We start from the raw sequence: 26572 nt of genomic DNA, 5'->3' as shown, positions 1-26572 counted from the left end.
TCACCGCTCAAACACGCTGACCAATTCAACATGCGTGGACCATCGAAACTGCCCCACTGGCCTAAGTTTCGTGAGTTTGTATCCGCCATCGCGCAGCACCGCGCCATCGCGGGCCCAACTTGACGGATTGCAGCTAATATAGACCACGCGCGCAACATCGCTTTGCGCGATCTCGGCGATCTGTGACTTGGCCCCTGCCCTAGGCGGATCGAGCAACACCGCATCAAAGCGGTTGAGCTCCGCCGGTTGCAGCGGGTTTCGGAAGAGATCACGATGCATCGCGTGGACCCGCCCGCCGGTTTGCGCTGCGGCCGATTTGGATGCCAGATGCGCGGCTTGATCCGCCTCTACGGCCAAGACTTTGCGTCCTTCCGGGCCAGAGCGCGCCAAAGCGAAGGCAAATGTACCCAACCCTGAGAACAAATCCGCCACCAACCGCGCATCTCCCAACCATCGCACGGAATCGCGCACCATACGCTCCTCAGCATCCTGCGTTGCCTGTAAGAATGCGCCCGCGGGTATCGCTACCGGTTGCCCGGACAATGTGATAGTCACCGGCTCCGGCTCCCACACGGTTTCGGCACCGTATCCCTGATCGATGGTCATCCGCGCCAATCCGCGATCGCGCGCAAAATCGAGCGCCCCTTCGGTCGGCTCCAGCCCTTCCAATGGAAAGTTGGTCAGTCCCAGATCGACGCCCTGATCACAAAGAGACAGATTGATATCGACATTGCCCTTAGGGCCAAATTTCCCAATGAATGCGCGCAATGGTTTGATGAACTGGGCCAATTCCGGACGCAAAATCGGGCATGCCGCCAAATCGACCAATCGATGCGCGCCCTCTTCTCGAAAGCCAACCACCGCCCCGCCCTTAATCCGCAAGGCATGCAGGGTTGCGCGCCTGCGCGACTGTGGAGGTGAAAGATGTTCATCCAGCAGTTCGCCAATGGCCAAATCTTGCCCATTCGCGGCGTTTACAACACGGCTTTTCACAAATTCGCTCAGCACATCGTCGTCCGCATGCTGCAACTGGCATCCGCCGCATTTACCGAAATGGGGGCATGCAGGATCTATGTGATGCGGCCCGCGATGGATTGATCCATCGGCGCCAACGATATCGCCGGGCACAGAACGCGCAACGTGTTTGCCTTCATCGGTGACGCCATCACCTTTGGCAGCAAGGCGAACGATTGTTGATCCTTGGGTCATATTTGCGACGCCATGGCACTTGAGACGGTTTGTGCCAAATCCAATGCGGTGAAAGCCGGTCCGCATTGACGCGCGGCCTCTCCGTGCAGCCACACCGCCTGAGATGCGGCAACAAATGTATCTACTCCTGTAGCCATCCGACTAACCGCGATACCGGCGAGGACATCACCGGTTCCAGCGACGGAGAGCCAGCTAGACGCGGGCGGCACGACTGCAATCCGCCCATCGGGCGCAGCAATCACGGTGTCAGGACCCTTTGCCAGAATGACCATTCGGCTCACTTTCGCCAAGGCCGCTGCTCTGTCACGACGTGTCTCTGCCAAAACGGCAAAATTTCGGCACAGGGTGTCCAGTTCCCCATCATGAGGAGTGGCCAAGATCGGTAGATCGTCGGGCAGCAGTGATGGCGTCAATGCCACCAGGGCATCGGCATCCAAAACCGTTGGCACGCGCGCCTTGAGGCTTTTTCGCAAGGCGGTGGAGGCTGTCTCTCCCCGTCCAAGACCCGGACCAACCAGAACGGCATCGATACGCGAATCGGAAAGTGCTTTGTCCACCGGTGCCCCATCAGCGACCAAAGCCGGGTTGCGGGCCGGATCGACCACATCCTCAATCAATTTTACATATCCGGCCCCGCTGCGCATCGCAGCCTCCGCCGATAGACGCGCCGCGCCCGGCATTGCGCCGCCAACAATAGCGGCCAACCCTCTGCGATATTTGTGTGCATCAAGCGCGGGCGCTTTGATCGATGGCCTGCCCAACAATTGCGCCGCGTCCTCTACCGTGTCGATGCCAATCGGGATCAATTTGCGTTGCCCCATCAAAGCCCGCCCCGGTAACGACCAATGGGCAAATTTCCACGCGCCCAATGCCAAAGTCACATCGCTGTATGGCAATTTGTCGTTGAGCAATGCGCCCGTATCGCTTTGAATCCCAGACGGGACGTCGATCGCGATGACCGTGTCGTGCCGCGCGGCAAGATCCCGCAACAACAAGGCGTGTTCCCCGCTTAACGGGCGCGACAATCCGCATCCGAACAAGCAATCGACGAGCACGTCGCCCGCTTCCGCGCCGCCCGAGCTAGAAACTGGCCCGCCCCATTTCTTCAATGCGTTTTGGGCAGCGTCGGTTTTTGGTTCGACAGGGGCAATGACTTTGACCGCAAGGCCTATATCGCGCAGGATACGGGCCATAACATAGCCGTCGCCGCCATTGTTGCCCGGCCCGCAAAGCACCGTAATGGATCGACCCGCCGCAATCCGGCGCACCCATTCCGCAGCTTTACCAGCGGCAATTTCCATTAAGGCATCAACACTCATCCCGGCCTTAAACAAAGCGTCTTCGGCACCCCGCATTTGAGCGGTGGTGAGGACTTGTGTGTTATTCATTGGCAGCGGCAGCAATCAGGTTCTTGTCGAGCCGGTACCGGTCAACGCTCAATCCAAATTCCCAAATGTCGCCATCTTCTTGAGCTTGAAAATTCACCGGCTCCGCTCCGTCAGCAACGCCAATCGGTGCGGTGTCGTCATCGGTCAGTGAGAACCGCCGAAACCCGCCATCCGGATGATGAATCACAAATTCGGCAGAGGCCAAACGTTCCAGACTGCACACTTCGGCAAAATCGGAACCGGGACCGATGGCGCATTCAACCACCGGTTGGTCAACTGTCTCCGCATCGCTTCCACAGGCGGCAAGTCCCGCGATCAATGCAACCGCACTAAATATCCGCAAAAACATGGGTTTCCGCCTTCGCTCCGGGATGGGTTAGCGCGCCTTCGCGCGCAGATCCCACCGTTTGTGAATATCGCCACAAGGCTCCCGATTGATAATCGTTTGTACGCGGCTGCCACGCTTCGCGGCGTTTCGTCAACGTGGCCTCATCCACTTCGAGATCGATTGTACCATTTTCGGCGTCGATGCTGATGATGTCGCCATCTTCGACCAAGGCGATAGGGCCGCATTCCGCGGCCTCTGGACCGACATGGCCGATGCAAAACCCACGCGTTGCGCCAGAGAAGCGGCCATCTGTGATCAATGCGACCTTTTCGCCCATCCCTTGCCCATACAACGCAGCGGTTGTGGCCAACATTTCGCGCATACCGGGGCCACCTTTGGGTCCCTCGTACCGGATGATGATCACGCTGCCTTCGGCAATATCGCGCGCTTCCACGGCGGCAAATGTGTCTTCCTCGCACTCAAAAACGCGCGCTGGCCCCGTGAACTTCAATCGCTCCATTCCGGCGACCTTCACAATCGCACCATCGGGAGCGAGCGACCCTTTCAATCCGACGACACCGCCGGTTGGAGTGATCGGGTTTTTGACGTCATAGAACACCTTTTGATCGGGGTTCCACGCAATCTCTTCGATGTTCTCACCCAATGTCTTGCCCGTCACGGTCATGGGTTCAGGGTCAAGGAAACCGCCATCCAAGAGTGTTTTCATAGCCATATAGACACCGCCTGCTTCGTGCATGTCTTTGGCCACATATTTGCCGCCCGGCTTTAAGTCAGCGATGTAAGGTGTTGATTTAAATATCTTTGCCACATCGAAAAGATCGAAATCGATCCCACATTCACTCGCCATAGCAGGCAGATGCAACGCGGCGTTGGTTGATCCACCTGTCGCCGCCACAACGCGGGCAGCGTTTTCAAATGCCGCGCGCGTGCAGATGTCGCGGGGGCGCAGGTTCTTCTCCAATAGGGTCATAACCTGCTCACCAGCAGCACGAGCGATTTCCTCACGTGATGTATAAGGTGCAGGCGCCATATTGCTGTTTGGCAGGGATAAACCAATTGCCTCACCCACGCACGCCATCGTGTTCGCAGTGAATTGGCCGCCGCATGCACCGTGTCCCGGGCAAGCAACCTTTTCCAACGCGATCAATTCCTGCAACGGGCAATTCCCTGCCGCGTGCTGACCCACGGCCTCAAACACGTCGACCACGGTGACGTCTTTGCCATGATGGGTGCCAGGTAGGATGGAACCACCATAGACAAAGATGCTGGGCACATTGAGGCGAAGCATCGCCATCATCATACCGGGCAAGCTTTTGTCGCATCCTGCAAAGCCAACCAGCGCGTCGTAACAGTGACCGCGGACCGACAATTCCACCGAATCTGCGATCACTTCGCGGCTAACCAAGGAGCTTTTCATCCCTTGGTGGCCCATCGCAATCCCATCGGTCACCGTGATCGTGTTGAACCGGCGCGGAGTCCCGCCCCCTGCGATCACGCCTTCGCGGCAGATATTGGCCTGAGGATCGAGGGTCGTGTTGCACGGTGCGCTGTCGTTACCGGCGCTCGCGACGGCCACAAATGGACGTGCGATTTCCTCCTCGGTCATGCCCATTGCGTAGTAATAGGAACGGTGAGGCGCGCGCTCTGGTCCGACGGAGACGTGGCGGCTTGGCATTTTGGATTTGTCGAAAGACATTATATTTCCCGAAACTTAAGGTATACGACACAGGCACTGCCTCTAGTCGAGCGCGAGCGCAACCCTTCCCATGACATCCGCCACAATCGAAGCCCAGCGCAATTGATCCTCGTGGGCTGTGATCAGGTCCTGCCTCACTTCCAGCGCGCAATAATATCGCCCATGAGCCTCGGCGTGGCGATTCATAGTCGCGTTAAGCTGTCGGCCGGAATACGGTTCGTTGTCGCCAACCACCAATCCTAAGTCTTCAAACAGGCGGATGGCGTGCCGTGCGGCGCGATCGTCCTGATTGTACAACAAGGCGACTTCCCACGGTCGCGCTTCGTCGCTGGTTTCGAGTTTTGGGGTAAAACTGTGCAGCGAAATGATCAATTTGGGATCGGCATGATCCAACCATTGGGCCAATCCAGCGTGATAAGGGCGATGAAATCGATCGAGGCGCGCCTCGATATTGATCCCTGCATTGCCGGGGACAAGGTGCCCATCGCTCTCTGGAGGGACGACACCGGGATGAACCTCCTCACGGTGAAGGTCGACCACCAATCGGCTGATTGTCGCTAGATGAGCCGGAATGCTATGCTCTGCGGCCATCGCCTCGGCAACACCCTCCACACCAATATCGATGGCGATGTGTTCGTTCATTAATGCCGGGTCGATGCCAAGATCGATATCATCAGGCACCCGGTTTGAGGCGTGGTCGGAAACGCATACGATGCCGCCGCGTGTTGGTGTCCCGATCTGGCGGTAAGGGAGGCTCATCGCAGCTTTCCTGCTAGCGTCCACCATTCGGGGTGCGCATTGGTCAATTGCGCCGCCGCTGCATCGCGGGCGTCAAGCGTGTCATAGAGCGCAAAGCAGGTTGCGCCTGATCCTGACATACGGGTGAGCCATGCTTGGCCTTTGCCGAGTTGTTCCAGCACCTTGGCGATGGCCGGGATCAGCGTGATCGCTGGCGCTTCGAGGTCGTTGCGCCCCTCAAGTGTGATCTGGCGCGCAGTCCCTTCCGGGAGCGGGCCGTTGTCGATCTGATCCCAAGCCTTGAATACTGGCCCCGTGGCAAGCGGAATGCGCGGGTTTACCAGCAGAACGGGTGTGCCGGTGAGGTCGCTTTCAATCGGCTCCAGCTCAGTGCCAGTGCCCCGCCCGATCACCGTTTCACTGCGCACACAACACGGCACATCGGCGCCAAGCTTTGCCGCGCGAGTTTGCCAGTCATCGGGTAGACCGTGGAGCTGCTCAACCAGCCGGAAAACCGCGCCTGCGTCAGCCGAGCCTCCTCCAAGTCCAGCGGCCACGGGGAGGTCCTTTTCGAGGGTGATTTCCAAACCCTCTGCACGCGGCAGGACGGAAAGTGCCTTGGCCACCAGATTGTCGAACGGGTTATCGATACCAGTCGCAAACTCACCCACGGTGGTCACGCGGTCTTCGTCTGCTGGTGCGGCGCTCAGCGTGTCGCCCGCGTCGACAAAGGCGAACAGCGTCTCAAGCTCGTGATAGCCATCCTCGCGCCGCCTGCGAACATGCAGCGCCAGGTTGATCTTGGCGTATGCGGTTTCGGTTAGAGTCACGACCTTCAATCCCTCACAATCTGGTAGGTCGAAACAACGCCATTTTCGTCGAAGTTGATCACAAGCCATTCAGAGTCGATACTGAAGAACCCTCTTTCTGGCCCAAGAGAATATACGAAGTCGAACTCAGAGAAGTATGAGGTTTCCGTCTCCGGCCCAAGGAGGTAAATCACCTGAGGTTTTGTGAGACCGTTGAGCTGACCCGACCAAAGCAGATGGTCGATCATCTGAACTCGATGACCGCTCCAGTAGTCTGCCGATCTCCAATCGCCGGAATCGAAAAAGCGCACAGGAAGATAGCCTGTGCCAAACGCGTAGCCCAGGATCAGAGTAAGCAGAGCGACAAACGCGAGCGCTTCCCATCCTACCGTTCTTGATTTCACTCCGTTGACAGCTTTCATTTCGGCCTGACTAATGTCCGACTCAACTCACATATTCGGATAGTTAGGCCCACCTGCACCCTCTGGCGTCACCCAGTTGATGTTCTGGTTGGGGTCTTTGATGTCGCAGGTCTTGCAGTGGACGCAGTTTTGCGAGTTGATTTGGAAGCGTGGCTCCTTGCCCTCTTCCTCAATCCACTCATACACGCCCGCCGGGCAATAACGGTTCGACGGTCCGCCAAACACGTCATATTCGCTCGATTTTTGCAGATCGGCATCGCCCAATTGCAAGTGAACCGGTTGGTCCTCTGCGTGGTTGGTGAAGCTGAAGGCGACATTAGTCAGGCGATCAAAGCTGATCACGCCATCGGGCTTGGGATAGTCGATCTTTGGGTAAAGATCCGCACGCCCGGTCATGGTGTAATCGGCGTGATGCTTCATGCTAATCGGAAGGCCGATCTTAAGCGTCCGCATCCACATATCTGCGCCGGCCAGAATAGTGCCGATGTCTTCGCCATATTTGGCAACCGCTGGCTCTGCGTTTTGGACCAGCTTCAATTCCTTTGCGATCCAGCTTGAACGGACCGCTGGCTCGTAACCTTGCAGCTCTGGTTGGCTTTCGTGACCAGCAATTTCGGCGGCGATGGCTTCTGCGCAGAGCATACCGCTCTTCATAGCGGTGTGGCTGCCTTTGATGCGCGGCACGTTTACGAAACCAGCCGCACAGCCGATCAATGCGCCGCCGGGGAAGGCAAGCTTTGGCACAGACTGCCAGCCGCCTTCGTTGATGACACGCGCGCCGTAAGCGACACGGGTGCCGCCTTCGAGATATTCGCGGATCGCCGGGTGCTGTTTCCAGCGTTGGAATTCTTGATAGGGCGAAACCCAAGGATTCTTGTAATCCAGCGCGGTGACAAAGCCGATGGCGACTTGATTGTTCGCTTGGTGATAGAAGAAGCCCCCACCCCAAGTGTCGCTTTCAGAAAGCGGCCAGCCTTGGGTGTGGATGACACGCCCGGGAACGTGCTTCTTGGGATCAATGTCCCATAGCTCTTTGATACCAAGGCCATAGACCTGCGGCTCACAATTGGCCTCTAGGTCGTATTTGGCTTTCATTTGTTTGGTAAGGGATCCGCGCGCGCCTTCAGCAAAGAGGGTGTACTTCGCCTCAATTTCCATACCGGGCTGGTAATCGCCCTTTTGGCTGCCATCTTCGGCGATGCCCATGTCTTGTGTAATGACACCGCGAACGGCGCCTTTATCATCAAACATCACTTCGGATGCAGGGAAGCCCGGGAACACCATCACGCCCATCTCTTCGGCTTTTTCACCAAGCCAACGGGTCATGTTGCCAAGCGATCCGGTGTAACAACCATCATTGCTCATCAATGGCGGCATGATGATGTGTGGGATCGAGGTTTTGCCGTTCTTGCTGAGCGACCAGTGCCAGTTATCCGTCACCGGCGTTTCCGCCATGGGGCAATCCATGTCGCGCCAATCGGGGAACAATTCTGTCAAAGCCTTGGGATCGACCACCGCGCCGGACAGAATGTGAGCGCCGATCTCTGAACCTTTTTCAAGGACAACGACCTCCAGCTCTTCGTTAATTTGCTTCAGCCGGATCGCCGCAGAAAGGCCTGCTGGCCCGCCGCCTACGATCACAACATCACATGGCATTGATTCCCGTTCGCTCATGCGCTTTTCTCACCCTTGGTTTTGTCGCGAAATTCTTCGCAAATTTGTCTAACCCTGCACTTGCTAACTGGGGTTTGGACAGTCAAGACCTGCATTGCATAGGATGACCATACAAAACACGCCTTTTCCCGCCGATCTTTCCGGTGAATTGACCGCGACACTGCAATGGTGGCGCGATGCCGGGGTTGATTGCGATTTTTCCGATGACGCTACGGATTGGCTGAAAGATCCGATTGTCGATGCGGCTCCAACCCCTCAAGATTCCAATTCTTCGCAAACCGTTGCGGCGCAACATGCAGGTCAATCGGCGCCAGAAGCGCCAGATAAAAAATTGGTGGCGCGGACCGATTTTCTTGGGGAAGACCCTCCTCAAGACTTGGACGCTTTTCGGCAATGGTGGTTGGAAACGCCCGGTTTGGACGGAATTGGGCCGCGCGGTAGAATTGCGCCACGGGGGCCGAAAGATGCCGCTTTAATGGTGTTGGTCGTCGATCCTGAAGAAAAGGACACCGACCGATTGTTAAGCGGACCCCAGGGAAAATTGCTGTCTCGCATCATTGCAGCGACCGGAATTGCAGAAGACGACATCTATTTCGCGTCCGCCCTGCCCCGGCACACACCCATGGCGGACACCGATGCGTTGGCCTCCGGGGGGCTGGATGCGGTCACCTTGCACCATATTGGGCTCGCCTCACCGCAAAGGTTGATCGCATTGGGCACGGGTATCTTGCCGTTAATCGGTCAAGATGCAACGAAATCGAATACGTATTTACGCGAAATCAACCAGAATGCGCGAAACGTACCGGTCTTGATGAGCGAGGGACTCGAAAGCCTCATGGCTATGCCTCGTCTTAAAGCCCGATTCTGGCGGAGATGGATTGAATGGTCGAACCATTAGCAATGACGAAGCGCAAGCGGCGCCCCGTGAGGAACGGGGTGTTCACCGCGCTTGGTCTTGTTGCTGCGATGGTTTTGACGCCCTCGGTTGCCGCCCAATCCAACACCTATTCCGGTGATGTCTCAGGAAGCATGGCCGCGCATTACAATCGCAGCGCGCCGCGCAGCGAAACCGTGCCACAGGTTCTATCGGGTGATGAGCAACAACATTATCGCGATGTCTTTGCGGCCATCGACCGCGAAGAATGGGATCGCGTCGAAGCCATGCTGGCGCGGCGCAGAGACAGCGTTCTGCATCAAATTGCCCTTGCCGAGTATTACACACACGCCAACAGCCCACAGGTCAGCGCCGCCGAGATCAACAATTGGTTCAACGCCGGGGTCAGCTTGCCCCAATCTGAGCAATTGGGCAGACTTGGCACACGGCGCGGCATTGAGCAGCTGCCGCTGTTCCCACAAGTGCAAAGCTTTAGCCGCCAACCCGAAGCGTCGAAGCGAATTCGTCCTCGCTCAGTTGTCGATGGGACCCTGCCCGCCAGCGCGCGCGCCGACATGCTGGACGCCATTCGCAACGATGATCCGTCGGGCGCATACGCCATCTTGCAGGAGGTCGACGCCGGCCTAAGCTCCGCCGCCCGCGCCGAATGGCGCCAACGCGTCGCGTGGAGCTTTTACATTGAGAACGATGATCAAAACGCCCTCGCCCTTGCTGAAACAGTGTCTCAGGGATCGGGCGCTTGGGTCGCAGAAGGCGAATGGGTCGCGGGACTGGCAGCATGGCGTCTGGGCTATTGCTCCCTCGCTTCCGAAGCATTTGCCTCCGCAGCACAGCAATCCTCTAACGTCGAATTGACCGCAGCGGCGCATTACTGGGCGCATCGTTCGTTGGTTCGTTGCCGCGAACCCGGTCAGGCGCAAGAGCACCTTTCTGCGGCGGCGCGGTATGACGAAACTTTGTATGGCATGCTCGCCATCGATCAATTGGGCGTAGAACTGCCCGCGACCGCTGCACCGCAACCCTTCAGCGATAGAGATTGGTCCGACATTTCCGATCGCGCCAACGTCCAAATTGCGGCGGCTTTGATCGAGATTGAGCGCCCTGCTTTGGCCGATGAAGTGTTGCGCCACGAAGCCCGCATCGGTCGGGCCCGTGATTACCCCGCCATTGCTCGTTTGGCCCGCGAATTGGGCCTTCCATCGACTCAGTTGTTTATGGCCCATTACGCCCCGCGCGGCATGCAAAGCGACAGCGCCCTTCGTTTTCCGGTGGCCCGCTGGCAACCGACAACCGGGTGGAGCGTCGACCCAGCACTGGCGTTTGCCCATGCCCTACAAGAATCGAACTTTCGCGCAGGAGCCGTAAGTTCGGCCAACGCGCGCGGATTGATGCAGATTACGCCGATCACTGTGCGCCAACACGCGCCCCGGCTTAATATGAGCGCATCCTACGTCAATTTGAACGACCCAGAAGTGAACCTTGCTTTTGGGCAACGCAATCTTGAAATGCTGCGCGACAGCCCTGCGACGCAGGGCCAGTTACCCAAGATCATGGCCGCCTACAATGCCGGACTGTCCCCGGTTAGCCGTTGGAACACCGAAATCCGCGACTTTGGCGATCCGTTGCTTTGGATGGAATCGATCCCCTATTGGGAAACGCGCGGATATGTATCCATCGTCATGCGAAACTACTGGATGTACGAACGTGCCGCCGGTGTATCATCACCCAGTCGTCGCGCTTTGGCCCAAGGACACTGGCCACAATTCCCTCAGATGGCTAATGCAAGCCGGAACGATGGCCGTAGGGCCAGTTTGGGCCAATAGCATTAGGAGCACCCGCAATGGCGATTGATGAGACCAAGACGTTCACACCGATCAACATTGCCGTCCTAACCGTATCCGACACCCGCACCGCAGACGATGACACGTCAGGCGATATCCTCGCAGAGCGCGTGAAAACCGCCGGTCACACCCTTACCCAACGCGCCATCATCCGCGACGATGCCGGTTTGCTTGCCGATCATCTCAACATTTGGATCGAAGACCCAAACATCGACGCCATTGTTAGCACCGGTGGAACCGGCCTAACGGGACGCGATGTCACTCCGGAGGCGTTGTCCCGGATCGACGGCGCGCGTGACATTCCCGGTTTTGGCGAATTGTTCCGCTGGCTCAGCTTTAAGACTATAGGCACCAGCACCATACAATCGCGCGCTTGCGCCGTTGTTGCGCGCGGCACCTATATCTTTGCCCTGCCCGGTTCGAACGGCGCGGTGAAGGACGGGTGGGATGGCATCCTGTTCGAACAGCTCGACAGCCGGAACAGGCCCTGCAATTTCGTTGAGCTTATGCCTCGTTTGCGCGAATCCTAAAACCCAATTGTTTCAGCCACTTAACCGAGACATGGACCGCATGTTACACGGTCCTAGGACCAAAACTTTCACCTCCATTTTTCTTGCCTCCACTTCCCCACTGACATGCGATTTCGCCGGTCTGTAGGAAAGCGAAATCGCGTGACACAACGCCTTTTGTTCTATATTTGTTCACGCAATGAAAACAGCGGAACATCCAGACTTTGAACGCGGCAGAGGCGCGGCTTCGGCGGACGTCCCCACCCGTTTTGGACTGGCAACGCGTCATGCCGATGGCGATTGGCGCGATCATATGCAGGCGCTGGCTCATGAAGACGGCCCGCCGGTCAAACTGCGCACCACTGTGACCGAAGAACACCCCAAAACCATCCTCAGCTTTAATCAGTCGCCCGACATCCCCTTTGACCGCTCAATCAACGCCTACAGGGGGTGCGAGCATGGCTGCGTCTATTGCTTTGCCCGCCCGACTCACGCCTATCACGACTTATCGCCGGGCCTCGATTTTGAAACGCAGCTGTTCGCAAAGCCCAACGCGGCAGAGCTTCTGCGCGAAACCTTGGCAAAGCGGCGATATACGCCCCGCGCGATTGCGATGGGCACCAACACCGATCCGTATCAACCGATAGAGCGCGATTACGGCATCACCCGCGATCTGCTCAAAGTGTGCCTCGACGCGCGGCAGCCCGTCACCATCACAACGAAATCCGATCGCATATTGCGCGACCTTGATGTGTTGGAGGAATTGGCGGCGTGCCAATTGGTGGCGGTGGCGATATCGGTGACCTCTCTCGACCCGATGCTTTCAAACAAGTTGGAGCCACGCTGTGCCGCGCCTGCAAAACGCATGGCAGCGCTGGGCACGCTTGTGGAGGCCGGAGTGCAGACCCATTGCTCCATCTCCCCAATCATCCCTGCGATCACCGATGAATTTATGGAAGAGATCGTCGCGCGCGCGGCCGAACTGGGCGTAACCAGCATGGGCTGGATCCCGCTGCGCCTACCCCACGAAGTCGCGCCCCTGTTCCGCGAGTGGCTGGACGTGCACTACCCCGATCGCGCGGGCAAAGTGATGAGCATCGTGCGCAGCATAAGGAACGGGCGCGACAACGACCCTAATTTCTTCAGCCGCATGAAACCCAGCGGCGTGTGGGCCGATTTGCTGCGCACCCGGTTCCGCGTGGCGTGCAAACGCGCGGGAGTAGGGAAAGCCCGGTTTGAGCTCGATTGTTCGCAATTCCGGCGACCTGAGGTCGGCGGCCAGATGCGGTTGTTGTAAATTTCTAACTTTTAGATGGAGTCGCGGCGGCTACTCGGGTCTTTGGTACGACCAAATCAACATCAATAGCGCGACGATGATAAAGATGGCGAAACCGGAAAGCAGCCACGAGTTCAGATACCATTGATCTCCCCACTCAAACTCCCCTCCCATAATGCGAGCCCAGCCACGGAAATGCTGAGTTGCCCCAACAGAAAGCCCGAAGACGGAAAAGACCACCGATAGGTAGCGAGCACTCCAATGCGCGGGGTTCGGAAGAATGAGCAGTAGGCCGAGCAACCCGATCACGGTTCTTTGAGCGCGACAGAAAGGGCACTGATAAACGATCTCAAACAAATCGACCGCCCAAGTGGCCGCGCAAAGCGCAATCGCAGCCAAGCCAACCCACAAGCGATACCGGAGCAGAAAGTCGGGAAAATCCCCAATCCATGTGCCTAAAGATTGTTTATCGGTCACAGCGTACTTCTCCCCCAAAAGCCCTCGACCGAGGCTACCAACAACCGTCAAAAAGACAAGCGCGTGAGCGCTTCGCCAACTCACAGGTTTAACCTGGCCTTTAGTGGCCTGTCGCCAGAGCCCAGTTGAAACTATTGATTGATCAAATTGCGCAGACTTGCCGGCGTCATGGACGCGCGCCGGTGGTGAATGCCCGATACTCGGCCAATATTCCGCACTTGGATCGGCATCGCCCCTGCGTTAGTTTCTAACCATGAGCAAAGACGTGATCATCGAATTGTCTCAGTCGCCCAGCGAAGCCGATCTGGCGGTGATGAGCGACGGCATCAAATCCTTCAATCAAGAGCATTTGCCCGATGCCGTGGTGTTTGAACCCGACACCCGCTTTGCCGTGTTTGCGCGGAATGCAGCGGGAGAGGTCGTGGGCGGCATTCGCTGCAACGCCTATTGGAATTACTGCCTGCTCGAACTGGTGTGGATTTCCGAAGAAGCGCGGGGAAAGCAGGTGGGCAGCCAGCTAATAGCCACGGTGGAGGACCATTGCAGCGCGCTAGGCTTTGAATACATCCGCACCGAAACCGTCAGCTTTCAGGCAAAGCCGTTTTACGAGAAGCTGGGGTATCGCGTGTATGGAGAGCTGGCGGACTTTCCCAAGGGGCACACGACCTATTGTTTGGTGAAGCGGTTGTGAGTTGAGGCATTTAGTCGCCCGCAATGGCTGGGCATATCCCGCTTGTTCAAACCTGCGAGGCAACGAACTCTATTTTTTCAACCAACGACCTCGCTCAAAAGGTATCTAAATCCGTTCCGTTCGGTCGACCAAGAGAAATCGTAGCTTCCAGTAAGAGAGAATGCGGGGCCATACGGATTCGCTGTTCGATACTCCATCATCTCCCCCGCCTTGTAGGATGAGCCATGTCTAAAATCGAAATCTGAAGTACCTGAAGAATAAGACATTTGTGAATGATAATGATCATGATCCGTCACAACGAGCACAAATGCAAGATCACACATCGACTTACATTCTTCCAGTCGCAGAATATCGGAAAAGACGTCATACCGGTTGTTTGGTTCTCTATGATTCACCTTCTTGAGAAATTTCATTTCTACAGCACAAGTTGTTTCACACCCATCAGCAATTCTGAACCCAAACCAAAGGTCAATCCTTCCAGAACGCTGACCGTGCCACGGCCTCTCCAATTCCACAAACGAGACCTCGTTCTTATCACTCAGAAACAATTCAGCCGCCAACATCACCGCTCGCGAGAGGTGCAGCTGTAAGGTGGCTTCGTTTTCGCAAACAATTCTGCCAGATGCTATTTGATCGACTACGCTATCGACGGCGAGCGCCAAAACCTTCCTTACTTTATCAGCCTTACTCACCCAAACCCGCCCCCAACTTCACCCGGCTCAAATCGCATCAAGCGGCTATCCAGCAGCGCCGCTGTGCGGTTCACCACCGCCAGCTGGTAATCCGCATCCTTTATCATCTCAAAGAACGCGCCTGCATTGGGGTATTGCGCGACAAAGCCGTCGTGCCAGACCTTGTCATCAGGCTCTGGCCCCGTGACCATTGTCTGAAACGCGCCGCGCCAAACGACCTCGCCGCCGACCCGGCTGAAAATTGGGCCTGAGGTTTTGCCATATTCCTCATACGCGCGCTTTCCCGTCCAACCGTTCCCATGATGCTTATGGCCCTCTGGGTACTCCGCAAGGTCACGGTATCTCAGCAGGTTGAGCATATGGATCGGCTCATCGCGAGGCAGATCCTTGAACGCCTGAAAATTGGCGGGCGACGGGTCTATATAGGCTTTGGCCACCCTTACCCCTCCAACGAATAGTCGGAGAACCGGTCGCGCAGGTCTTTCTTCGAAATCTTGCCTGTCGCGGTGTGCGGGATATCGTCCACAAATTCGACCGCGTCGGGCAGCCACCATTTTGCGATCAGTGGCTTGAGATGTTCGATAATGTCATCCGCGGTGACATTGGATCCTTCGTTTTTGATCACGAACAGCACGGGCCGCTCGTCCCATTTGGAGTGGTACATGCCCACGCACGCGGCCTCTGCAACATCGGGGTGACCCACGGCGGCGTTCTCAAGCTCAACCGAGCTGATCCATTCGCCGCCCGATTTGATCACGTCTTTGGTGCGATCGGTCAATTGCAGTGTGCCATCAGGATGGATGATCCCGACGTCGCCGGTGTCGAACCACCCTTCGTTGTTCACCGCGTCTTGATCCGCTTTGAAATAACGTTTGATGATCCACGGCCCGCGAATTTGCAGCGCACCCGACGCCACGCCATCGCGAGGCAATTCGGTTGCCATATCATCCAGGTCCACCGTGCGCAGTTCCACGCCAAAGATGGGACGCCCTTGCATCGCAGTGACATCGACTTTCTCTTCAAACGTTAGTTCGTCCCAATTCCATGTCGGACCGCCTACGGTGCCAATAGGGGATGTTTCGGTCATGCCCCATGCGTGTTGAACGCGGGTGCCGTTCTTCATCAAACGTTCGATCATAAAGCGCGGGCAAGCCGAACCGCCGATGGTTGCAGCTTTGAGTGGCGGAAGGTCCAGCCCTTCTTTGTCGCAATATTGGAAGTGCGCCAGCCACACGGTCGGGACACCGGCGCTATCCGTGACTTTTTCACGCAGCATCAATTCATGCAGGACCGCCGGATCGTTCACCGCAGAGAATACGAATTTGATGCCAGCCATCGCGCCAGCATAGGGAAGCCCCCAGCTGGCAGCGTGAAACATTGGCACCACCGGCAACATGACCGACGATCCGGAAAAGTTGAAAGAGGCCGGTTGAAGACCGGAAATGGCATGCAAAACGGTGGAACGATGCTCGTACTGAACGCCCTTTGGATTGCCTGTCGTGCCGCTTGTGTAACAGATCATGCAAGGGTCACGTTCATCACCCGTCACCCATTCAATATCGCCGTTCTGTTCGCCGATCCAATCTTCGAATGCGGGGGCATGTTCGCCGGAATCATAACAAATGTAATGTTCGACCGTGGTCCAACGGTCTTTCATCTTATCGACGATCGGCTGGAACGCGGCATCGTACAACAACACTCGGTCTTCGGCGTGACCGACGATGTATTCCAATTGATCTTCGAACAGACGCGGGTTCACCGTGTGCAGCACGCCGCCCATCCCGGCGACGCCGTACCAGCTTACCAAGTGACGCGAATGGTTCATGGCGAGGCTGGCGACGCGTTCGCCCGGCTTTATGCCCAACGCCTGAAGAGCCTGAGCCATTTTCAACGCGTCGTTGCGAATGCCCGCCCAATCGGTGCGGGTTTCACTGCCATCGGCCCAACGCGTCACGATCTCACGCGACCCCGCTTCACGGGCGGCGTGGTCGATGACATGCGTGATCCGCATGCTCCAATCCTGCATTGCGCCTAGGGCTTGTGTCACCATGTCCAATAAACTCCCAAATCATACCAATCTTCAGCCAGCTCTTGCGGCTGTCTTGGTCATGACAATGGCGCGGTCAGTTGCCATTGGCAATCGTTTCTGAGGGGCAATTGTGCAAACACAAACGGGGAAACGGATCGTTCCGTCTCCCCGTCATGTGCGTTGTGGTGCAACCAGCGCGATTGCTATCCGGTTTTAGCGGATAAAGTATCCCGCCACGTCATAGGTTGCGCCATTCTTGATCATGATCACCGTTTCGATCGCGATGGGACCGCGATTGGCAAATTTGGTTTGGTATTGCAGCACTTCGTAGTCGCCTTCGGGTGCACCGGGCAACGTCGCCACGCGTTGGACATTCGTCAAACGCCGTTCTTCAACCGCACCCAAGGAGACACGCACCGGTTCAATCGTTTGCGCCCATTCGGCGGCGGTCGCTTGGGATTGAAAGAATTCCCCGGCCGCGTTCCAACTTTCCTGCCAATCGCCGTCGTCAATCGCGGCAACAAACGGCTCGGCAATGGTCAACGATTCAGCGTCATCGACGCCCGTTTGCGCGGTTTGTTCGGTCGGTGATGATGCGTCATCCGACGGTGCGGCGGCCGTTTCGGATTCGCTTCCCCCCGTGGAAATTACGGTCAGGACGGCGACGGCGATAACAATAGACATAATGAACATTCCTCCTGCGAGCCATGTGAACCGGGTTGGTCCTGATCGCTCTTTTGATGTGAGGTCTGCATTGTCCATCGTGGGGACGTCATCGGCGATCCCCAAAGGTTTGTGCACCGGAATTTGGGGTGTGCCACCCTCTGCATCCCGCAAGATTCTTGCGGCCTCTCTGCTGCTCGACACACCCAATTTGCGGCGGGCATTGCGCAGCCGATCGTTGATCGTGTGCACGGACAAGCCCAAAACATTGGCGCTGGATTTGGTGTCGTGACCATCAAGCAAAAGGCGCAGCGCCTCCTTTTCCTTATCCGTCAATGCGTCAGTCACTGCGCCAATCTCTGTGTCATCAAGCAACCAGCTTTAAATTCGCGCGGCCACGCAGCGGTTCAAGCGCGACATTCTCAATCCCTTCGACATCGGAAAGGCGCTCCGCCAATTCCCCGTTCAGGATAAAGTTCGTGCCAAGGCGCATAAACGCCTCTTCGTCTGCACCCAATACCAATCGGATCATCACTTCGCCGGGCGCCGTTTTACCCGTCGCCAATTCCAGTTTGAGATCGGCCAGCGCGTCAACCGATACAATATCCGCCCTTAGGATCATCGGTGTGCTGCCGCTAACCGATGACAATGGCCGTGCGCCCCGCACCGTCAAGCGAGGCGGCTCGCCCGGATTGGGAGAATCCAATTCCACATTCAACAAAACGCATTCACCGCTGTCGGCCCATGACTGAAACTTATCGACCAACGATTCTTCGAAACAGGCCGACGAAAATTGGCCGGATGCATCGGAGAAATCGGCCCGGATAAACTCGGCGCCGCGCTTGGTCCGCCCCTTACTGGCGCTTTCCACCATGGCCGCGATGACCGCGGTGCTGCGCCCGCCGGCCGGCGATCCGGCGTCCATCAAACTTTGATAGGTCCGCGCGCCTTGGGCCGATGCCACTTCGCGATATTGTTGAATCGGATGCGCTGAGAAATAGAACCCGAAATTCTCGCGCTCTTTGGCCATTTGTTCGGGTCGCGACCATGGCTCCGTTGGCTGCAGCCGCAGATCCTCTTGTGGGGCGTTCTCTCCGCCGAATAGGCCCGCTTGACCGCTGGACCTTTCCCGGATCGCTGCGTCGGCCACAGCCAACAACATATCGGCATTGGCGAACAAGGTCGCGCGATTGGGCTCAATCCCATCCAATGCACCCGCGCAAATCAAACCTTCGAGTTGGCGACGGTTCATCGAACCTTGGGGCAACCGTTCGAAAAAGTCCTTTAGACTTTCAAACGGCCCGTTGGCCGCCCTTTCGCCGACAATGGCGTCCATCGCCTTTTCCCCGACATTGCGAATGCCGGCCAATGCGTAACGAACCGCGTATCCATCATCGGTTTGCTGGACGGTGAAACGCGATTCTGACGCGTTGATGTCGGGTGCCAGAACGGTCACGCCGGGATTTTCTTCGTCCCCTGTGGGATAACGCCGCGCATCGTCCACAAAGATGTTGAGTTTTTCCGATTGGTGCAGATCGAAACACATCGATGCGGCGTAAAACTCCTCTGGGTAATGCGCTTTCAACCAACCGGTTTGATAGGCGAGCAAAGCGTAGGCGGCGGCGTGCGATTTGTTGAAACCGTAGCCAGCAAATTTGTCGATCAAATCAAACAATTCGTTGGCTTGCTTCGCCTCAATATCGGAATTCTCCTTGCACCCTTTGACGAAGGTGCCGCGTTGGATGTCCATCTCTGCCTGGACTTTTTTACCCATCGCGCGACGCAGCAAATCGGCATCGCCCAGCGAATATCCCGCCAAAATCTGAGCGGCCTGCATCACCTGTTCTTGATAGACGAAAATCCCATAAGTCTCCGCCAAAATCCCCTCGAGTTTGGGATGCGGATATTCAATGGCGACCTCGCCCGCCTTACGTTTGCCGAACAGCGGAATGTTGTCCATCGGACCGGGGCGATACAGCGACACGAGAGCGATAATGTCGCCAAAATTGGACGGCTTGACCGCCTTCAGCGTGCGACGCATCCCTTCGGATTCCAATTGGAAGACGCCGACCGTGTTACCGGCCTGCATCATGTCGTAAACGGCCATATCGTCGAGCGGCAATTCACCCAGATCGATGGTGATCCCGCGCAATTCCAAAAGGTCCACGGCTTTGCGCAGGACCGAAAGAGTTTTCAGCCCGAGAAAATCGAATTTCACCAGCCCCGACGATTCCACATGCTTCATGTCGAATTGCGTCACCGGCATATCAGAGCGCGGATCGCGATACAGCGGCACCAATTGCGCCAATGGCCGATCGCCGATAACCACACCGGCGGCGTGTGTGGATGAATTGCGCGGCAACCCTTCGAGCTGCATCGCCAGATCAACAAGGCGTTTCACCTCATTGTCGTTGTTGTATTCCTGTTTGAAATCGGCCGCGCCGTTCAACGCGCGCGGCAACGTCCATGGATCGGTCGGATGGTTGGGCACCATTTTGCAAAGCCGATCGACCTGACCGTAACTCATCTGCAAAATGCGGCCGCAATCGCGCAAAACGGCGCGCGCTTTTAGCTTACCAAAGGTGATAATTTGAGCGACGTGATCATTGCCATATTTCTGTTGGACATAGCGGATCACCTCGCCCCGGCGCGTTTCGCAGAAATCGATGTCGAAATCGGGCATCGACACACGTTCCGGGTTTAGGAACCGTTCGAACAGCAACCCCAATTGGATCGGATCAAGGTCGGTGATGGTCAACGCCCAGGCGACAATGGAACCCGCACCAGACCCCCGCCCTGGCCCCACGGGAATGCCCTGATCCTTGGCCCATTTGATAAAATCGGCAACGATCAGGAAATAGCCGGGAAAACCCATATCGACGATGATCTTGATCTCATAATCGAGCCGGTCGAGATATATCTGCCGTTGATCATCGGTCATCTCACCATAGGGTTTGAGCCGTTCTTCAAGACCGCTTCGCGATAGGTCGGCCAACATCTTGGCCTCACCCTCCAAATCGCCGGCAAGGCTAGGTAGGATCGGATCGCGGTAAGGCGGCGCATAGGCGCACCGTTTCGCAATCACCAATGTGTTGGCGGTTGCTTCGGGAATGTCGTCGAACAATTCCTCCATCATGTTGGAGGATTTGACGAAGCTTTGCGCGTTGGACGTGGGGCGGTCGTCGTTTTCGACATAGGTCGAATTGGCGATGCACAACATTGCATCATGCGCTTTGTGCATATGCGGTTCGGCAAAATTCGCTGGGTTCGTCGCGACCATCGGCCAATTGCGGGCATAGGCAAGATCAATCAGAGCGTCTTCGGCTTGCGCCGCGACCCGATCATTGTTGCGCGCCAATTCGACATAAACACGATCGGGAAACAAGGTTTCCAATTGATCCGCCAACGCATTGGCGGCCGGCGTTTGTTCTTCGGCCAATAGCCGCGTCAACGCCCCTTCCCCGGCCCCGGTCAGCGCAATCAATCCATCGGTTCGCCCTGATAGATCGTCCATCTCGACATGGGGTTCCAATTCAAGCGGACGGTCCAAATGCGCCTTTGAAACCAGATGGCACAAATTGTCGTATCCGCTTTCATCTTGCGCGAACAACGGCAGGTAATCGACCGTTTTGCCCTCTGATCCGGCTCTGGCCACACCCAGCAAGGCTCCGATGATCGGCTGGATCCCTTCGCTCTTGCATGCATTGGCGAACATCACCGCGCCGTAAAGGCCGTTGCGATCGCAAACGGCGATGGCGGGAAAGCCCCTCTCTTTCGCCAATTTTGCGATGGCCTTGGGATCAATCGCCCCTTCTAGCATCGAATAAGACGACAAAACGCGCAGAGGTATGAACGGAGCAAAAGCCATGGTTTATAGAGTTACGCCTCAGCGCCCTGCGTTCAAGGGTGCGCGGGCGGCTCTTGGGGAAAAGCTGGGGGCAAGCTAGGCTTACCAAACCGTCGCAATATGGGAGGACGCGATGGGCGACATGATCGAAGTGGAAAACGTCAACGTGCCGGGCACGACCAGCCGCGTGAACCGATCCAAATATTCCGACATGAAATCGGCCTTTGATCGCGCCCTACCGACGGCCCCGTCCGGTATGACTCAATCCGACATCGTCGACGCGGTGAAACCGTTGCTCAACCTGGATTTATTCCCCGGGGGCAAGACAGCGGGTTGGTGGGCAAAAACGGTGCAATTGGATCTTGAAGCGAAAGGGCTGCTGGTCCGTGAACACAGCAAGCCCTTGCGCTGGCATTGGAAACAGCGCCTCTAATCAGAGCAGCTTTTCGATGTCTTTCGCGATGCTTTTCGGGGTGTCTTGCGGACCGTAGCGTTTCACCACCGCGCCATCGCGGTTGATCAGGAATTTGGTGAAGTTCCATTTGACCGAAGTGGAGCCCATCAGGCCCTTTTTCTCAGACTTCATCCAGTCATACAAAGGCGATGCGTCCGGCCCGTTGACGTCGATTTTCTTCATCAAGGGAAACGTCACGCCAAAATTCACTTTGCAAAATTCGGCGATCTCATCGGCGTTGCCGGGTTCCTGCGCGCCAAATTGATTGCAGGGGAAACCTAGGACTTCGAAATCGCTATCCTTGAATTGCTGATACAGCTCTTCGAGACCGTCATATTGCGGGGTAAAGCCGCATTTGCTGGCGGTGTTGACCACCAACAAGACAGTCCCTTGTTTGGTCGATAGGTCGAGGTCTTCGCCGCGGTTGGTCGTGACGGTGAAATCGGCAATAGTGGTCATGGTGTCGCCCGGTCCTTTGGTCGATAAATCAAATCAAAGCTTGTTTGCCATGAAAGACCATGATCCGTCGAGGCCTGACCGAATTGGCGCACGCTACCATCGTCTCGCGATGTGTAGGTCATACGGATCAGCGCGTCTTGCCCCGGACCACCAATATTGTCCCAATATCCGGTCAAAACCATTTTGCCGTCAACAACACCGCCTTCAAAATCGACGCGCGCGCCATCGCCGCCAACCCATGTTTGTTCCCATCGCCCGGTGTTTTGATTGACCATCGACAGACTGATCCCGTCTGGCCCTTCAAACGGTGTCCAATGTTCGCGGATTGAACATCCGGCCGACAATCTTTCGATCCGGCTGGTGGCGACTTGGGTTTCGCTGCCATTGGGGAAGACGTCCCATTCGCCAACCCAAAGATCAAATCCGGCGTGCGCTTCGGTGCCGCACGGTGCCGCCGATGAAGGCGCGGCGGCCGGTTCAGGCGCAGCCACAGCCTGTAGCAACGCAATCGGGTAGATCATCGAAAGCATAATGTGTCTCTCCCATGGCGCGCGTCCCGATTTCACTCATCCCCTTGGCGCGTGATCACCGAGAGGTTACAAACTCAGCGCGCGAGCAGGGTCGAACATAGCCCCAAAGCGGGCGCGAGCTCAAATCTGCAAAGCGGCAATGTCACTCGCCAAGTGGGTTATTCCAACACGCCGTCATGCAACCGCACAACCCGATCCATCCGGGCAGCCAAACGTTCATTGTGTGTCGCGACCAAAGCCGCGCTCCCTTCCCCGCGCACAAGTTCAAGGAATTGACCCAGAACCGCGTCCGAGGTTGCCTCGTCCAGATTGCCGGTTGGCTCATCCGCCAAAACCAATGTTGGGCGGTTGGCCAACGCCCGCGCCACGGCGACGCGCTGTTGCTCACCCCCGGAAAGCTGGCTCGGCCGGTGGGTAAGGCGATGGCCCAATCCAAGGCTTTCCAAAAGGCTTTCGGCGCGCACTTTCGCTTCGCTTTCGGGCGTGCCAGCGACCATTTGCGGCATCACGACATTTTCCGTCGCGTTGAAATCAGGCAGCAGGTGATGGAATTGATAGACAAAACCCAAATGGTCTCGCCGAACGCGGGTGCGTTGATCAGAGGCCATGTTCTCCGCAGCCTCTCCTGCAATCGCTATCGATCCTTCGAACCCGCCTTCGAGAAGGCCGACGGCCTGAAGCATCGTGGATTTGCCCGACCCCGAAGGGCCAAGAAGCGCGACAAGTTCGCCTGGCGCGATATTAAGATTGACCCCGCGCAAAACATCAATGCGTTCGCCGCCCTGCTCAAAGCTGCGCTTAAGGTCACGTAGGGCCACGATCGGCCCGTTGTCGGTTTGCAGATTATTCATAGCGCAGCACCTGAACAGGATCGGTGTTGGACGCCTTTAGCGCCGGATAAAGGGTGGCGAGAAAACTTAGACCAATGCCCAATGCGGTGATTCCGACAATCTCCCAAGGATCCACGCGAACGGGCAATGTCGTCAGGAAACGAACCTGAGGGTCCCAAATCTCCACACCAGTGAGAAAAGCGACGCCTTCGACAATCGGATTGCGGAAATACAATAATACAAAGCCAAGGATCAGCCCGGTGACCGTGCCGATCGTTCCGATGGTTGTACCGGTTGTCACGAAAATCTTGAGCAGATTGCGCCGTGTCGCGCCCATTGTGCGCATAATCGCAATGTCTCTGGTCTTGGCTCTCACCAACATGACCAAGCTCGATAGAATGTTAAATGACGCCACCAACACCATAAAGCTAAGGACAAAGAACATCGCGACGCGTTCCACTTCCAACGCTTCGAATAGGGTTGAGTTGATCGTCTTCCAATCGGCGATGGCAGCCCGGCCCGTCAACGCTCCCTGAACCGGTTCAAGGATACCTTCAACGTTGTCGGGGTCGGTCACGGTCACCTCGATCAAACCAATCTTGTCGTCCAACAACAACAATGTCTGGGCGTCTTCCATCGGCATAATGACAAAGGTTTCGTCAAAGTCATAAAGGCCGATTTCAAAGATCACGCCGACTTCGTAACCCAATTGGCGGATTGATGTGCCGAATGGCGTTGTGCGCCCTTGCGGGTTGATGATCGTGATCGTGTCGCCAACCCGTGCGCCCATATTGGCCGCTAGGCGCGATCCAATTGCGACTTTCCGCGATCCCGGTTGAATGCTGGCGATATCGCCCAACAACACTTTGTCGTTCAAATCCGCGATGTCTTCATCCGTATTGCCCCGCACAAACACCGCATTGGCGCGCCCGTTGAAACTGGCAAGCAAGGGTTGTTCGATCAAAGGCGACGCGTTGATCACGCCTTCGGTTTCGCGAACTTGTTGAAGGACCCCTTCCCAATTATCGAGTTCGCCTCCGTATGCTTGGATAATGGCGTGTCCGTTTAGGCCCGAAAATTTCTCAAGCATTTCGGTGCGGAAACCGCCCATCACGCTCATCACAAGGACCAACATCGCCACAGACAACATGACAACACCGATCGATATGCTTGCGACCAATGCGATGAATGCTTCGCCTTTGCCCGGCCACAAATACCGTTTGGCGATCATTCTTTCAAAGGGAGTAAGCATGCGTGCCCCGGTTCATTGTGGTGCGGTGTTCGGCGTGTGGTCTACGTCTTGCGCTGCGATGGCAAAGCCAGACGACATCACGCCGGTGGCAAAGCAAAGCTGAACGGCGGCTTTAAGCGGACCAATGCAAGTGCACAACCGGCCGACCACGGCGCCTCTGTGGGTTATCCCGGCGGCGATGCAAAGGATCGTGGAAAAAGGTCCACCGATCCGTCTGATCAGCTCTTGTAATTGATCCGTAACATCGTCATTGAGCGCGCTCCAGCTCGGGCAGCACAGCGGACACCAACAACGCGATGGCAAAGACCGATATTCAACGACAGCTTGGCCAAGCATTTGGCAATCTCACGCACCCTTTTCGTGATGAGGATGGGGATAAGCTTCGTGAAGAGTGCGGCGTGTTTGGCGCCATCAACGCCGAAACGGCTGCTGCGGCGACGGCGCTTGGCCTGCACGCATTGCAGCATCGCGGGCAAGAGGCCGTGGGCATCACCAGTTTCGATGGAAAAGATTTTATCTCGCGCAGGGGCCTTGGCCATGTCGCTGAGAATTTCTCATCGGCCGAAGCGATAGCGGAATTGCCGGGCAATATGGCCGCGGGCCATGTGCGCTATTCCACGACAGGCGGTGCCGGCCTGCGCAACGTCCAACCGCTCTACGCAGAATTGGCAAGTGGTGGTTTTGCGATCGCTCATAACGGCAACATTTCCAACGCTCAGGCTTTGCGCAAAGATTTGGTGGGCAAAGGCTCGATCTTCCAATCGACCTCTGACACCGAGGTTATAATCCATTTGGTCGCAACCTCGCGGTATCCGACGGTTGCCGATCGATTGATTGATGCGCTGCGTTTGGTCGAAGGGGCCTACGCCTTGGTCGTGATGACGCCGACGGGCATGATCGCGTGCCGTGATCCATTGGGCATCCGCCCGTTGGTGATGGGTAAAATGGGCGATTCGATCCTGTTTGCCAGCGAAAGCGTGGCGTTTGACGTCGTCGGCGCGGAAATGATCCGCGAAGTTGAACCGGGCGAAATGATCCAGGTCGATTTCGACGGAGAGGTCAAAAGCCTGCATCCATTTGGCAATCAAAGCCCCCGCCCTTGCATCTTTGAACACGTCTATTTCAGTCGTCCCGACAGCTTTTTCGCCGGTCAAAGCGTGTACGGTGCGCGCAAGGCGATTGGCGAACAACTCGCGCTCGAATCGGCGTGCGATGCGGACCTTGTTGTTCCTGTACCCGATAGCGGCGTCCCCGCAGCGATCGGCTACGCGCAGCAATCGGGCCTACCGTTTGAATTGGGCATCATCCGATCGCACTATGTCGGGCGCACCTTTATCCAACCATCTGACAGCGCCCGCCACGCCGGCGTAAAACGCAAACACAACGCCAACCGCGAATTGGTCGCTGGTAAGAAAATTGTCCTGATCGACGATTCGATTGTGCGCGGCACAACCAGCATGAAGATCGTCGAAATGATGCGCGAAGCCGGCGCCGCCGAGGTGCATTTCCGGGTGGCCAGCCCACCGACGGCGCATTCATGCTTTTACGGTGTAGACACGCCCGAACGTTCCAAACTGCTCGCTGCGCGGATGGATTTGGAACCGATGCGTGAATTCATCAAAGCCGACAGCCTCGCCTTTATCTCAATCGATGGCCTGTATCGCGCGGTGGGATCGTCATCGGGCCGCAATTCCGCTTGCCCGCAATTTTGCGATGCTTGTTTCACAGGCGACTACCCCACCCCATTGACCGACAACGCGCGCAAAGATGACAAATCGGATGAACTCCCATTTGATCCCCCCGCGAAAGACACCAATGTTGCTGATCCAAAGGCTGCTTGAT

At 56.7% G+C, this 26572-nt stretch carries 25 protein-coding genes; 7 read left to right on the top strand and 18 right to left on the bottom strand.

The window, feature by feature from the left end:
• The 8 genes from BQ8290_RS11440 to BQ8290_RS11410 are packed head-to-tail and all read right to left on the bottom strand — an operon-like array spanning window position 1 to window position 8285.
• Complete coding sequence (locus BQ8290_RS11440) at window positions 1-1209, bottom strand: methyltransferase (protein ID WP_108790366.1); 1209 nt, start codon at window positions 1207-1209, stop codon at window positions 1-3.
• Window positions 1206-2597, bottom strand: a complete 1392-nt coding sequence (locus BQ8290_RS11435) for an NAD(P)H-hydrate dehydratase (protein ID WP_108790363.1) — start codon at window positions 2595-2597, stop codon at window positions 1206-1208. The genes BQ8290_RS11440 and BQ8290_RS11435 overlap by 4 nt, the downstream gene beginning before the upstream one ends.
• Window positions 2590-2946, bottom strand: a complete 357-nt coding sequence (locus BQ8290_RS11430) for a hypothetical protein (RefSeq protein WP_108790361.1) — start codon at window positions 2944-2946, stop codon at window positions 2590-2592. Before BQ8290_RS11430 ends, BQ8290_RS11435 begins: the two co-directional genes overlap by 8 nt.
• The gene (gene ilvD / locus BQ8290_RS11425; RefSeq protein ID WP_108790358.1) at window positions 2927-4642 is read right to left on the bottom strand and encodes a dihydroxy-acid dehydratase; all 1716 of its coding nucleotides are present in this window, start codon (window positions 4640-4642) and stop codon (window positions 2927-2929) included. The genes BQ8290_RS11430 and ilvD overlap by 20 nt, the downstream gene beginning before the upstream one ends.
• Window positions 4643-4684: 42 nt before the next feature.
• Window positions 4685-5401 (bottom strand): N-formylglutamate amidohydrolase, encoded by a 717-nt coding sequence (locus BQ8290_RS11420; protein WP_108790357.1) that lies wholly within the window; start codon window positions 5399-5401, stop codon window positions 4685-4687.
• A complete protein-coding gene (locus tag BQ8290_RS11415; protein WP_337661351.1) occupies window positions 5398-6210 on the bottom strand; it encodes a 4-(cytidine 5'-diphospho)-2-C-methyl-D-erythritol kinase in 813 nt (270 codons plus the stop codon). The genes BQ8290_RS11420 and BQ8290_RS11415 overlap by 4 nt, the downstream gene beginning before the upstream one ends.
• A 5-nt stretch (window positions 6211-6215) precedes the next feature.
• On the bottom strand, window positions 6216-6611 hold the full coding sequence (locus BQ8290_RS15200; protein ID WP_337661350.1) for a hypothetical protein: 396 nt from the start codon (window positions 6609-6611) through the stop codon (window positions 6216-6218).
• A 27-nt stretch (window positions 6612-6638) separates the two neighbouring features.
• Window positions 6639-8285 (bottom strand): 4Fe-4S dicluster domain-containing protein, encoded by a 1647-nt coding sequence (locus BQ8290_RS11410; RefSeq protein WP_108790351.1) that lies wholly within the window; start codon window positions 8283-8285, stop codon window positions 6639-6641.
• Window positions 8286-8388: 103 nt separating this feature from the next.
• Here BQ8290_RS11410 and BQ8290_RS11405 point away from each other — a divergent pair, with 103 nt between their 5' ends.
• From BQ8290_RS11405 to BQ8290_RS11390, 4 genes are all read left to right on the top strand, one after another.
• Window positions 8389-9183, top strand: a complete 795-nt coding sequence (locus BQ8290_RS11405; RefSeq protein ID WP_108790349.1) for a hypothetical protein — start codon at window positions 8389-8391, stop codon at window positions 9181-9183.
• Between the two features lie 2 nt (window positions 9184-9185).
• Window positions 9186-11003 carry a lytic transglycosylase domain-containing protein gene (locus tag BQ8290_RS11400; RefSeq protein WP_337661349.1) on the top strand — a complete coding sequence of 606 codons (1818 nt, stop codon included), beginning with the start codon at window positions 9186-9188 and terminating at the stop codon, window positions 11001-11003.
• A 17-nt stretch (window positions 11004-11020) separates the two neighbouring features.
• Window positions 11021-11551 (top strand): molybdenum cofactor biosynthesis protein B, encoded by a 531-nt coding sequence (moaB, locus tag BQ8290_RS11395; RefSeq protein WP_108790346.1) that lies wholly within the window; start codon window positions 11021-11023, stop codon window positions 11549-11551.
• 178 nt (window positions 11552-11729) lie between these two features.
• On the top strand, window positions 11730-12827 hold the full coding sequence (locus BQ8290_RS11390) for a PA0069 family radical SAM protein (RefSeq protein ID WP_108790343.1): 1098 nt from the start codon (window positions 11730-11732) through the stop codon (window positions 12825-12827).
• A 30-nt stretch (window positions 12828-12857) separates the two neighbouring features.
• On the opposite strand, the gene BQ8290_RS11385 is transcribed toward BQ8290_RS11390, so the two are convergent.
• Complete coding sequence (locus tag BQ8290_RS11385) at window positions 12858-13283, bottom strand: hypothetical protein (RefSeq protein ID WP_337661348.1); 426 nt, start codon at window positions 13281-13283, stop codon at window positions 12858-12860.
• 253 nt (window positions 13284-13536) lie between these two features.
• On the opposite strand from BQ8290_RS11385, the gene BQ8290_RS11380 reads away from it, so the two are divergent.
• Window positions 13537-13974, top strand: a complete 438-nt coding sequence (locus BQ8290_RS11380; protein WP_337661347.1) for a GNAT family N-acetyltransferase — start codon at window positions 13537-13539, stop codon at window positions 13972-13974.
• Between the two features lie 77 nt (window positions 13975-14051).
• On the opposite strand, the gene BQ8290_RS11375 is transcribed toward BQ8290_RS11380, so the two are convergent.
• The 5 genes from BQ8290_RS11375 to dnaE all read right to left on the bottom strand — a co-directional run bounded on the left by BQ8290_RS11375 (window position 14052) and on the right by dnaE (window position 21226).
• Entirely contained in the window at window positions 14052-14666 is a 615-nt protein-coding gene (locus tag BQ8290_RS11375; protein ID WP_108790340.1) for a hypothetical protein, read from the bottom strand.
• Window positions 14663-15103 (bottom strand): DUF1330 domain-containing protein, encoded by a 441-nt coding sequence (locus BQ8290_RS11370; RefSeq protein ID WP_108790337.1) that lies wholly within the window; start codon window positions 15101-15103, stop codon window positions 14663-14665. Before BQ8290_RS11370 ends, BQ8290_RS11375 begins: the two co-directional genes overlap by 4 nt.
• A 2-nt stretch (window positions 15104-15105) precedes the next feature.
• Window positions 15106-16716 (bottom strand): long-chain fatty acid--CoA ligase, encoded by a 1611-nt coding sequence (locus BQ8290_RS11365; protein WP_337661346.1) that lies wholly within the window; start codon window positions 16714-16716, stop codon window positions 15106-15108.
• A 192-nt stretch (window positions 16717-16908) separates the two neighbouring features.
• Window positions 16909-17706 (bottom strand): DUF4019 domain-containing protein, encoded by a 798-nt coding sequence (locus tag BQ8290_RS11360; RefSeq protein ID WP_337661345.1) that lies wholly within the window; start codon window positions 17704-17706, stop codon window positions 16909-16911.
• Window positions 17707-17725: 19 nt separating this feature from the next.
• Window positions 17726-21226 (bottom strand): DNA polymerase III subunit alpha, encoded by a 3501-nt coding sequence (gene dnaE / locus BQ8290_RS11355; RefSeq protein WP_108790331.1) that lies wholly within the window; start codon window positions 21224-21226, stop codon window positions 17726-17728.
• 112 nt (window positions 21227-21338) lie between these two features.
• Here dnaE and BQ8290_RS11350 point away from each other — a divergent pair, with 112 nt between their 5' ends.
• Window positions 21339-21638 carry a DUF6958 family protein gene (locus BQ8290_RS11350; RefSeq protein ID WP_108790329.1) on the top strand — a complete coding sequence of 100 codons (300 nt, stop codon included), beginning with the start codon at window positions 21339-21341 and terminating at the stop codon, window positions 21636-21638.
• On the opposite strand, the gene BQ8290_RS11345 is transcribed toward BQ8290_RS11350, so the two are convergent.
• The 4 genes from BQ8290_RS11345 to BQ8290_RS11330 form a co-directional block, all read right to left on the bottom strand.
• Window positions 21639-22118 (bottom strand): glutathione peroxidase, encoded by a 480-nt coding sequence (locus BQ8290_RS11345; protein WP_108790326.1) that lies wholly within the window; start codon window positions 22116-22118, stop codon window positions 21639-21641. It lies immediately after the preceding gene.
• Window positions 22115-22648 (bottom strand): hypothetical protein, encoded by a 534-nt coding sequence (locus BQ8290_RS11340; RefSeq protein WP_108790323.1) that lies wholly within the window; start codon window positions 22646-22648, stop codon window positions 22115-22117. The genes BQ8290_RS11345 and BQ8290_RS11340 overlap by 4 nt, the downstream gene beginning before the upstream one ends.
• Before the next feature lie 158 nt (window positions 22649-22806).
• Window positions 22807-23499 (bottom strand): ATP-binding cassette domain-containing protein, encoded by a 693-nt coding sequence (locus tag BQ8290_RS11335; RefSeq protein ID WP_108790320.1) that lies wholly within the window; start codon window positions 23497-23499, stop codon window positions 22807-22809.
• The gene (locus tag BQ8290_RS11330) at window positions 23492-24730 is read right to left on the bottom strand and encodes a lipoprotein-releasing ABC transporter permease subunit (RefSeq protein ID WP_108790317.1); all 1239 of its coding nucleotides are present in this window, start codon (window positions 24728-24730) and stop codon (window positions 23492-23494) included. The genes BQ8290_RS11335 and BQ8290_RS11330 overlap by 8 nt, the downstream gene beginning before the upstream one ends.
• A 296-nt stretch (window positions 24731-25026) precedes the next feature.
• Between BQ8290_RS11330 and purF the strand changes: the two genes are divergently transcribed.
• A complete protein-coding gene (purF, locus tag BQ8290_RS11320; protein WP_108790311.1) occupies window positions 25027-26571 on the top strand; it encodes an amidophosphoribosyltransferase in 1545 nt (514 codons plus the stop codon).
• Window position 26572 lies beyond the last annotated feature (1 nt).

The organism is Erythrobacter sp. Alg231-14 (assembly GCF_900149685.1).
Lineage (GTDB): Bacteria > Pseudomonadota > Alphaproteobacteria > Sphingomonadales > Sphingomonadaceae > Erythrobacter.
The sequence above is the reverse complement of the archived record's forward strand: the minus strand, read 5'-3'. Positions and strand labels throughout refer to the sequence as shown.